Raw genomic sequence first — 7,749 nt, 5'->3', positions numbered from 1 at the left:
CTGAAACACTCGAGGCGATCATCGACGGTCATCCCCATAGCAAGATCGATGATCTCATGCCGTGGCGATTCCGCAAAACGTCAAGCCAGCCTCAATAGGGTCACGGCTAAGCGCTTACGAAAGAACCCTTGATCGTTGCCGCCTAAAGCTTATCGCCCTGGAGTTGAGCGCTCTCTGCTTCTCGCGGTAAACGCTAAATCCGCTCGTGCGTTACTGCCGGCCAGCAAAGGCTGCGGGTCGGCGGTGAGGGTGTCGAGATGCGCCGTTCCCCTTCACTCATTGGTGCCGGCGCCTGGATGGTTTCCACGACGCCGCCCCCTAATCGCAGCCGTTGTGATGATCATCGTGCATGCGCTGCGCTGTTAGGGACATGCTGATGGCGGTGCCGGAAGGACCGGAGACTTGTGATATCTCGGCAGCGGGCAGAGCGGCTTCTCTGTCGCTGCACAGGAAAGCGTAGAGTTCCTTCACGCAAATGCGGGCGACCTTCTTGTCTTTTTGAAAGGGCGGGACGGGCAACCTGATATCGGCCTTTTGGTAGAACGGACTGCGCTCTTCGTACAGCTGGTCAACCTTCTGCTCGATGTCGGCGCCTTGCAGCAGCGGCCGGCTGGTGTCCCTCTTGAGGCGCCTGCGGAGCTCTTTCAGCTCGGTGTCGAGCCAGATCGACCTCGCCTTATTAAGGATCAGGGCTTGATTGGACTCCTTGCCAAAGCAGCCGCCGCCGGTTGCGATGACGATGGGCCCTCTCTCCAGCTGCTTGGCGAGCTCTTTGGTCTCCAGGTCCCTGAAGTGCGCCTCGCCGCGGCCAGGGTCGGCGAACATCTCCATCAGATTGCCGTGCTCGGCGACGATACGCTTATCCATGTCGACAAACTCCACCCCCAACTCCTTGGCAAGCTGGGCGCCGATGGTCGACTTGCCGCTCGCCGGCATGCCGACGAGCACGACCGGCCGCGTACCGAGGGCCGGGAGGATCTCGCCGGCTTGCGGCGAGCGAGCGACCGCAATCTGTTGTCTTGCGACGGTGAGCGACCTGGAGGTCCCTGCCGCCCTCGACCTGCTTTCTCCTGACGAGCCCCAGTGTAATATCTCCCAGGCACCACGGGGAATGGGGACCAGCTCGCATTCGCTCTGCGCGAGCTCGGCCCGGTAAGTGGCCGGCGTATGGAACTCGACCTCGAAGCGATAGTTCTGCGCGGTTCTGAACGCCGTGTGAACGCCGCGTAACCGCGGCGTGTCCATCCTGATGAACCAGTTGGTGGTCTCGACCTCGCTGCAGTCCCGCTCCTCGAAGGCCAGTACCGCCTTCCTGAAGGCGCGCGTAAAAGCCTCGTCCGGGATCTCGAAGACATGGCGCACGGTATTGGTGACCAGTTGGGCCTCCGGCGCCGCGCTCACGCTCTGGCCGGTCAACTCATCGGCTATCCAGACCTGCCCGCGCGACCGTTGGTCAAGATGCGGCACCTTCACCTCGATGCCGTCCTGCCGCAAAAGCTCGGCAACCGCATGCACAGTTTCGGTAATCGCGCTTTCTTGCGCTTCGGCGGGGGCGGCTTCGAGCCTGGCGCGCTCCAGGGCCTGTTCGCTGCTCAGCGTTATCCTGCTGGCGGGGTCGTCGTCGGCCGAGATGGCTAAGGCGCTGGGCAGGATGCGCTTTTCGACGGCGAGTCTGATCGAGGCCTCCATGACCGAGGCCGCCAGCGTGGGGTTGTTCTTCAGATCCGCCAGGCTGCCATCGACGTCGAACCGGCCCTGGTGGAGCTTTGCCGCCTGCGCCTTGACATAGGGCGCCGACTTGAAGCCCGGCCTCCGCTCCAAGAGCCGCTGCAATTCGGTGGTTTTTTGCATGAACACCCGCGCACCGGTATCGGACTTGTAGGCGTCCGTGCCGGCCTTGATGCCGACGCTCAACAGATTGATGGCACTTTCATGCAGATCGTCCGGGTTGTAGCCGTCGGGCCGCGGATCCATGCGCGGCTGGTAGTGGTTGAGCAGGAAGTCGATGCGCTTCCTGGCGTCAGCGGTTGCCGGATAGGATTCGCTGAGTTTCGGGAAGAGCGCGCCGGCGTCGGCGCTGACGGCAGGCTTCGCGCCGGTTGAGGCCACGGATCGCGCTAACTGCTGCTTGACGTTGACGTCCGACTGCTCATGAGCCGGCTCGCTATTGAGCTGCAGGTTCCAGTCCTGGAGCTCGGCCACTAGCAAGGCGGCCAGTTCGCAGGCCACCGGATGGCTGGCGGCCTTGCTGTCTTCCCCCGCCCTGACGATGAGCTCATGGAGGGTCTGGCCATCCGGCCGATCTTCCTGCAACAGTGCGCGGATGTCGGCCTTGAGCTCATGATGAATGCCCTCGTAGGTGCCGAAGATGGCACGCTCGGCAAACCAGCGTTGCGCCTCCAGCGGCTGCGCCAGCACGTTGCGCTGCAGGCAGCTGTAGGTCTCCAGCACCAGCCCGGTGGCCGACAGGATCTGCTTGGACCGGCTGAACTGGTAGCCGCCTTTCTCAATGGCCGGCGTGTGCGACTTCGGCGGCTTCATCGAGGCGATGCCGCGCGCCTGCAGCTCCGCGTCGAACTGGCGCACATGCTCGTAAAGGCGAGGCCGGTCGCCGATGATGACGACGATGTCGCCGTCAAAATCGCCGTCGAGATTTTTTTGTTCGGCGCTCGGAACCGCAACCAAAGAGCCGGGCGCGAACACCTCCGTCGCCTGCAGGATGCCGACGCACTCGAGCGCGGTGTCGGCCTTGACTCGGTCCTTTTTCTCCAGCCAGCGCGAATGGCACTTTACGTCCTCGGCAGACATCACCACCCCGCGCTCGGCGAAGTCCGCCGGCCACATTTCGTCGGGCACAACGATCAAGATGCCTTTGGCAAAGAAGGTCGGATCGTCGGCGGCAAGCCCAGCCCCCGACCTGTGCGCGACGTTGAAGCTGTATTGGAAGGCCACGCACCGATCCAGGAACGCCGCGGTCCGATCGCCATCGCGCGCCGACCTGACCCGGTCGGCGGCGAACGGGCGCAGGTTGGGCTTGTCATAGGGGGAGCGTCCGACAAGCACGCCAGCGTCACGGGTCAAGGTCTTGCTCTTGCCCGTCGGCACATGCAGGCATTCGTCGCTGGACGGCACGGCGATAGCGCTCGAACCCTCGATATGCCCGCCCGTGACCGTCCGGAACAGCTCCTCGGCGCTGAGGCTTTGACGGGTTTCGAGCCAAGCCAGAGCCTTCTCGCGGGTCTCCTGTGCCACCTCGACGCTGCGCGGATAATGTTGCAGCGCCGAGGACGGTACCGCCGATTGCCTTTTATCGGCATAGGCAGGCATCCGCTCGGGAGCGTCGTGGCGAGCCCGGGCAATGGCCGGCATGCGCTCGGCCAGTGAGGCCCTGATGAAGCCGCAGCCGTCATGCGGCCGCAAGGCGATCTCGCCGTCTCGCCCCTCGAACCGGAAGGGATGCACTGCGCCTGCGGGGCGGTCGGGCAGAAGGGACAGCTTGAAGCACCCTTCCAGCGCATAATCATGCGGGCCAACATCGGGAATGCCCGGCGGCGCGGCAAATCCGCGGCGCTGGGTATAGTAATAGGCTTCCTTGAAGGGCGCCCAGGCCCGCGACAGCTGCTCAAAGGCCGTACCCGGAGCCGTCTCGGCATAGGGGATCGCCAAAAGCTTGCCGCTTGGGGCCTCTTCGGCCGCGAAGGGCAGGTGAGAGGCAAGCTTGTTCAGGCTCTCTTGCGGCGGCTTCAGTTTGCTGCCGCCGAACAGGTCCATGCGGTAGGGCACGCCCTCCACGGTGAACGTGCGTGTCAGCATGGCGCCAGTCGGAGTTCCCTTTAGCTGCACTGCCACCACCTTCACCGCGCCCGAGGTCAAGCGGTGGAAAATGGAATAGCGCAACTCGGCTTCGCTGGCCAGCGGCCGGCCTTGCATGTCGACCACCGGCAGCCGCATCAGTCCGGCATCGCCTTGCGGCGGTCTCGGCTCGTGGTCCATGGCCTGAAGGACCCGATGGACATCGAAGCTGGCGGCTGCATGCTGGGCCTGGACCATCGATGCGTTCTGCGCCATGAAGGTGTCGAGCGCTTCGAGCGGCTCCTTCGCCTCGATCTCGGCGATCACGTTCCAGCTCATGTAGGAAAGGTCGGCGTAGATGAGGGCGCGGGCACTGTCCAGGATCTGCCTGGTCTTGCCGTGCAGCTCTTCCTGCCTGGCCTTCAAGGCGAGCTCGTCGCCATCGACATAGGGCCGCCGGTAGAGCGTCCCCAGCACCGCCCGGGTCTTGAGCACCTGATAGATCGAAAGCGCCAGGCAGCGGCTTGCATTGGCGCCGCTGGTGCGCTCGGCCTGGCCTGGCTTGAGATGGGCATCGATCTTGTGTTCCACCACCGGCTGGATGGCGTTGAGCAGGTTCAGCGCCGACCTGCGGTGCCAGCGCAACGCCGGCTTCGGGCTGCGAGCCAGTGGCAGCAGGGAGGCGCAAAGATTGCCCATCGTCTCGAGGTTGTTGTCGAGCTTAAACCCGGGAGCGGCACGTAACATCTCGAGCCTGTCCAGCCCCGGCTGTGCCAGCGCACCGAGTTCGTCCAACAACTGCGCCTTGCCCAACGCCTTGAATATACTCGCGATGGCATGGACATCGGCCTGCTGCAGCCGATCCTCGGCATATTGGAGGTAGTGCGCCAGCTGATGCAGCCGGTCCTTCAAGGCGGGTTCGGCGACCTCGCCGGCGGTCTCACCCCCCTCGATACCCCGCGACAGACCGTTGGCGATCCTGACTAGCGCAGGCGTGCTGAAAGTGCTGAAGCGTCGGCCCTTGGAGCTGAGCTCGCCGGCGATGGCAACGATCGCCTCGCGTGCTTTTTCTTCTTCCGGCCACTTGCCGAAACCGTTCACCAGATTGGCCAATTCTTGATCCGAGAATCCGTCGAGATTGCCGGCCCGGGCAACCACCGCGCCGGCGATGGCAACCGTCGCTTCACGCGTCTCCTGCTGGTCCGGCCATCTGCTGAAGCCGTTCACCAGGGCCGCCAAGGCCTGCGGATCAAAATGGGAGAGCTTGCCGCCACGCACCTCACCAGCGATTGCGACTGTGGCCTTGCGACAATCCGGCTCGTCCGGCCACTTGCTGAAACCGTTCACCAAGTTCGTCAGGTGCTGCGGTTCAAAATGGGAGAGCTCGCCGGGACGCACCTCACCAGCGATTGCGACTGTGGCCTTACGACAACCGGGCTCGTCGGGCCACTTGCTGAAACTGTTCACCAGGTTCGCCAAGCGCTGCGGTTCAAAATGGGAGAGCTCGCCGGGACTCACCTCACCGGCGATTGCGATTGAGGCCTCACGACAACCGGGCTCGTCAGGCCACTTGCTGAAATCGTTTACCAGATTCGCCAGCTCCTGCGGCTTAAAGTCGGATAGGTTGCGGGAAAGCATCTCACGGGCGATCGCAGCTCCCGCCTGTCGACAGGAGCGTTCTTTCGGCCACTTGCTGAAGCTGTCTACCAGTAATGACAGATCTTGACCGTTCGGCTCCTCAAGCACCCTGTTTTCGCTGCAATCCGACTTGGCGACTTTCGTCGTTGCTTCGCGGCCTTTAGTCGAGCCTGGGTGACGACCAAATGAGAATGCGAAGAGCGAAAGCGCCCTCGGCTTCACCTTCTTGATTAGCTGGTAATCAAGCCGCGATACCTGTTCTGCCACGGCCTTACAAGCCCGTTGAATGGCCTGCAGCGCTTTACGAAGCTTTGCTTCAAGATCTACACGTCTATGTCGCTTCAAGTCTGTAAGGTGCAGGCTGTATGCGCCCACCTCCATGGTGCGCTGCATTGCCAGTCCTGCCCTCTGTTTGGACGCGGATTGCTTCTGTGATGAGACCGCGCCTGATTGCGAGCTTCTGCCTCCTCCATCGATTCGCCATTGTTCATCGCCTGAACGCGATGAGCTTGCGCCCCCACCTTGTACGCCGCGCTCCGACACTGAGAAAGGATCACCGCGCCTCCCACCGGCTGCCCATTGTGCAGCCGCGTGGATTTGATGTGAGCCACCGGAGCGATTGGCAAGCCCGTCACGGAAGACATCACTAGGACAAGACGCTGCGCGAGCAGAGGCCTTTCGAGGCCCCGCGTGCATCCGCCCCACGACAGAAGGATAGCTTTGGCTACCTTCTCCATCGCGTAGAGCGGGGTCAGGGCGAGACGCGCTCGCTCCACGGGTACCGTCGGCTTCAAAGCCTGAAATGTGCAGCTTCCCTATTCGGCCAATGCCCGTCATGATAGCCCGCGATCAAATGGTCCGTGAGGTATGTATCGAGTCACAGTTCCCAATCGTAGTTTCGCAATACATTCGTGTCGCCCTGCCAAGGAGAGAGCCAAACAACGACGGAGCTTCTAATTCCGGTACTTCCTTCCATCGAGCGCTTCTGCAGTTACAGTGCCCAGTAAAAGACAACGCTTTGCGAACTTCTGGTTCAGGACACTACCACTCTAGCCGCGACCAGCTGCGGTGCACCATCAAGCCCTGTGATGCGATCCCGGTGCGTTGCACCGCCTGAAACACCGTTCCCGATTGACTATTTGTGATACCCACTTTCTATCATCTCTTACGCAAATCACCTGCCACTGAATTGTCACTCGGCAACCGATAGGACCCCAGCCTTGAATCGAGATCAAGGTGTCGTCATCAGCTCGCGTCCTGCAAGAGGTCTCGTTTGAAGCACTTTTCGCACCTGCGCAACCAGCAAGGCGCTCACGGCTTCGGCGGCGGGACCGAGGTCGCCAGAAGAGATGAGGCAAGCTGTCATATGGACCGGTGGATCTATCGCGAGGGGCCTCAAATCTTCGTCGCCTGGAATATCGGGAATTTCGCCCTTGGGCAGGATCGCATTTGCGAGACCCGCCCTGACCAAAGAGAGCGCACTGGCGAAGGTGTCGACTTCTGCGATGCAGTTCGGCATCACGCCGGCCGCTTCAAACGTCCGATCTAATACATCGCGAATTGTGCTTGGGCGCGTCGGCAATACAAGAGGGAGTTCGGCCAATTCCTCAACCGAAATGGCGCGAGCGGCTTCCCCTGTATCGGGAGGACGTACCAGATGGAGTCGCTGTTGAAAGAGTGACTGGCGAGTAACACCTGAAGTGGGTTCATCCTCAAGCACAGCGCAGATATCAAGCGCGCGTGATACGATGAGCGGCTTCATCTGAAGAGAGTCACCCGCAACAAGATGAAGGCGCACTTTTGGAAGCACTGTCCGGCTGGCTTCCATCAGGAGGCGGGCGAACGAAGCGGCGAGCGCGGAGGACATGCCGAGCCTTACAACACCCTCCGGTTCTCCTGCCTTAGAGCGGATGATGCTGCGCAGTTGGTCAACCTGCTGAAGAATGGACGTGGCCTCACGATAAAAGACCTTGCCCTCGCGGGTCGGGCGAATGCCGCGAACGCTACGGTGCAGCAGCGCGACGCCAAGCTCGGCTTCCAAGGCAGCCATCTGCTGACTCAGGGCCGGCTGCGCCACGTGGATTGTCGCCGCTGCTTGGCAAAAACTACCAGCATCCACGATGCCCGTGAAATATCGGAGATGACGTAGTTGCATAAAGCTGGAAGACATAGCAGCCTAGAATCGTTCGTAGTTCAGGCGATATTCCGGATAATACCATTCAGCGCTTCGTGAACCGCTTTGATAACGGTCGAATTCAGACTCAAGAGTGTAGTGTGTGTGTTCATTGAGAGCTGAAGCTTGAGCTGATCCATGGTGTC

At 61.6% G+C, this 7,749-nt stretch carries 2 protein-coding genes; both read right to left on the bottom strand.

All coding sequences use genetic code 11. The annotated features are described in order from the left end of the window. Positions 1 to 318: 318 nt before the first annotated feature. Positions 319 to 5,823, bottom strand: coding sequence for a shikimate kinase (locus IVB12_RS20890; RefSeq protein ID WP_247301454.1), 5,505 nt, complete (start codon positions 5,821 to 5,823; stop codon positions 319 to 321). A gap of 838 nt (positions 5,824 to 6,661) precedes the next feature. Further along, positions 6,662 to 7,600 (bottom strand): LysR substrate-binding domain-containing protein, encoded by a 939-nt coding sequence (locus IVB12_RS20885; RefSeq protein ID WP_247301452.1) that lies wholly within the window; start codon positions 7,598 to 7,600, stop codon positions 6,662 to 6,664. Between the last annotated feature and the right edge of the window lie 149 nt (positions 7,601 to 7,749).

Source organism: Bradyrhizobium sp. 179, from assembly GCF_023073535.1.
In the GTDB taxonomy this organism is placed as follows: domain Bacteria; phylum Pseudomonadota; class Alphaproteobacteria; order Rhizobiales; family Xanthobacteraceae; genus Bradyrhizobium.
The sequence above is the reverse complement of the archived record's forward strand: the minus strand, read 5'-3'. Positions and strand labels throughout refer to the sequence as shown.

Bases quoted from the DNA above. Each gene is read 5' to 3' on its own strand.
- IVB12_RS20890 (WP_247301454.1), bottom strand. From the start codon at position 5,823: ATGCAGCGCACCATGGAGGTGGGCGCATACAGCCTGCACCTTACAGAC.
- IVB12_RS20885 (WP_247301452.1), bottom strand. From the start codon at position 7,600: ATGTCTTCCAGCTTTATGCAACTACGTCATCTCCGATATTTCACGGGC.